The sequence below is a fragment of the Xanthobacter sp. BG11Y11_SDJG genome, assembly GCF_057364445.1.
This window is the reverse complement of the sequence record NZ_JBNFNU010000484.1, coordinates 1-2782: the sequence shown is the minus strand read 5'-3', so window position 1 is coordinate 2782 and position 2782 is coordinate 1. Positions and strand designations below refer to the sequence as shown.

Here is a 2782-nt window from a genome sequence, read left to right as displayed (position 1 = left end):
CGTGGCATAGCGCTTATGGTCGCGGGCGATGGCGTCGAGCGCGCGGGCGGCCTGGTAGGCGAGCGTCTGCCGGCGCCGCCATTCGAGCACGCCCGCCACCGCCGCGAGCAGCACCAGCAGGCCGGCGAGCATCCACCAGCCGGGCGCCAGCGGCCACCAGCCCACCGGGTCGGGCAGATGGATGTCGCGCAGCGCCGCCATGGGATCGAACGGCGCGTCGCGGTCGAACACCGGCGCCGTCGGCTGCCCGAAGGGCGAGGAATCGGCGTGTCCGTCATGCCGCCGGGCTCCGCGCCGGGGCGCGCGCGCGTCCATGCGCTCGGGATGGAGCGCCTCCTTCAGGTCGCAGCCGGTCTCCAGCGGCACGAAGGCCATGCCGCGCTGGTGCGCCGCCTGCTCCACCGCGGCCGGCGGGCGGCGAAGCGGCGGGCATAGGCGGCGCGGCCCTCCGCCGCATCGGCGTCGAGGATGGCGACGGCGGCGCCGTCCGAGATCGGATAGGCGCCGCGCTCCGGCATGGCGGCCTCCAGGCGGTCATGGACGAACAGGTTGGTCACCTGCGACTGGAGCGCGAGGCGACCCAGCTCGCGGGACGCCGCCTCGTCGAAGTCGTGGAAGTCGCTGACGAGGAAGATCAGCGTGCCCGGCCGCGCCGCCGCCCGCAGCCGCAGCAGCGCGTCGGCAAGGCGCGGCTCCTCCTTCGGCGCCGGCTGGCCGAAGCCCTCCCGGGTGCCGTCGGCGAGCGCCTTCATGAAGCGCAGCAGGCCGGTGCGGCTGCGTTCCGGACGGTGCGAGGCGACCGAGAAGGGGGTGATCACCACGCCGCCCACCCGGTCGCCCTCGGCGGCACAGGTCCAGCCCAGCAGCGCCGCCGCGCGCGCCGCCAGCACCGACTTGAAGCAGTCGCGCGTGCCGAAGCGCATGCGCGCGCGCATGTCGGCGAGGATCAGGACCGGCCGCTCGCGCTCCTCCTGGAACAGCTTGGTGTGCGTGCGCCCGGTGCGGGCGGTCACGCGCCAGTCGATGGTGCGGATGTCGTCGCCCGGCTGGTAGGCGCGCACCTCGTCGAACTCCATCGCCGCGGCGCGGAAGGTGGAGCGATAGCCGCCGAGCTGGCGCGTGCGCACCCGCGTGCCGGGCGAGAAGCTGCCGGCGTCGCCGCCGGGGCGGCGGCGGTCAGCTCGTCGAGCCGGCCACGAGGCCGTAGGAGGCGGTCTTGCGGATTTCGCTCATCGACGCCCCGCGCCCGCGCTCAGCTCACCGGCACGCGGGCGATGAGCAGATCGAGGAACCGGTCGGTGTCGAGCCCGTCGGCCTGCGCCTCGAAGGTCAGCAGCACCCGGTGGCGCAGGGTCGCCTTGGCGATCGCCTGCACGTCCTCGGGGGTGACATAGTCGCGCCCGCGCAGCCAGGCATGGACGCGGGCGCAGCGGTCGAGCGCGATGGTGCCGCGCGGGCTGGCGCCGAATGCCACCGTGCCGGCCAGCTCGTCGCCGTAAAGCTCGGGATTGCGGGTGGCGAACACGAACTGGAGCAGATATTCCTCCACCGCTTCCGACATGTAGGTGGCGAGCGCCTGCTGGCGCGCGGCGAAGATCGTGGCCTGGGGCAAAGGCTCGCCGAAGGAGACCACCTCGCCGGTCTGCTCGCCGCGCACCAGGCGCAGGATGGCGCGCTCGGCGGCGAGGTCGGGGTAGCCGAGCTTCACCTGGAGCAGAAAGCGGTCGAGCTGCGCCTCGGGCAAAGGATAGGTGCCCTCCTGCTCGATCGGGTTCTGCGTCGCCATGACGAGGAACAGCTTCGGCAGCGCGTAGGTCACGCCGCCCACCGTCACCTGCCGCTCGGCCATGGCTTCCAGGAGGGCCGCCTGCACCTTGGCGGGGGCGCGGTTGATCTCGTCGGCGAGGATGAAGTTGTGGAACACCGGGCCCGGCTGGAAATTGAAGCTGCCATCCTCGGGCCGGTAGATGTCGGTGCCCGTGAGGTCGGAAGGCAGCAGGTCCGGCGTGAACTGGATGCGCTGGTCGTCGCAGTCGATGGCCTTCGCCAGCGCCTTGATGGCCTTGGTCTTGGCGAGGCCCGGCGCGCCCTCCACCAGAAGATGCCCGTCCGCCAGCACCGCCACCAGCAGCAGCTCCACGAACGCCCGCTGGCCGAGGATGCAGCTGTTCATGTAGTCCGCGAGCCGCAGGAAGGCGCGCCGCAGCCCCTCGGCGTCGTGCGTCGCGGCGGCACGGGCGGCGTCGCGGGCGAAGGCGGGGTCGTGGCTCGAATTCATCGTGCGGGTCGGGTCCAGCGAAAAAGGGCGTCGGTCGCAGAGCTTATACCGCTACAGACGGGGCGCCGCGCAAGCCGGCGCGCCCATCGCGCGGCAGGCCGATCGAACGGATCGGCCTTTTTGTCGCGGCTCCGTGGCCGAATTCGGGTCCGCGCGCCGGTAAAATCGGCCGCGCGCCATCAACCCGGCGCCGCAGCCGGCGGTTGCTCCTGGCTGCCATCCCGCCACGCGTCGACATGCCGTAACGGACTCTTCTGTGGCGGGGAGGGTCTGATGACCTCCGCAAAACGCGGAGACGGCATCTGCGGCGATCAGGTTGAAGCGGACGTTCCGGCGCCGGCCGTCGATCCCCTTGAACGGGGACCTGAACGGAACCGGGTCCACCGGGGGCAGGCCCAGATCCTTCCGCTCGCCACCAATTTTCAGGCCGCGCTCCTCGCCCGGCGCTGGAATGCCGCGCTTGTGATCGTCCCGGGTGCTGGAGATGCCGGCGGGCGCGGGGGC

At 72.5% G+C, this 2782-nt stretch carries 4 protein-coding genes; all 4 read right to left on the bottom strand.

Going from position 1 to position 2782, the window contains the following annotated elements; genetic code table 11:
- The coding region (locus AC2W7M_RS23250) for a DUF4381 domain-containing protein (protein ID WP_486135283.1) at positions 1-375 on the bottom strand (375 nt) is incomplete at its 3' end.
- Positions 339-1127, bottom strand: a complete 789-nt coding sequence (locus AC2W7M_RS23245; RefSeq protein ID WP_486135281.1) for a DUF58 domain-containing protein — start codon at positions 1125-1127, stop codon at positions 339-341. The genes AC2W7M_RS23250 and AC2W7M_RS23245, both read right to left, overlap by 37 nt.
- 125 nt (positions 1128-1252) lie before the next feature.
- Positions 1253-2173 carry an AAA family ATPase gene (locus AC2W7M_RS23240; RefSeq protein WP_486135285.1) on the bottom strand — a complete coding sequence of 307 codons (921 nt, stop codon included), beginning with the start codon at positions 2171-2173 and terminating at the stop codon, positions 1253-1255.
- 156 nt (positions 2174-2329) lie between these two features.
- Positions 2330-2782: hypothetical protein (locus tag AC2W7M_RS23235; RefSeq protein ID WP_486135279.1), on the bottom strand; the 453-nt coding region annotated here is incomplete at its 5' end.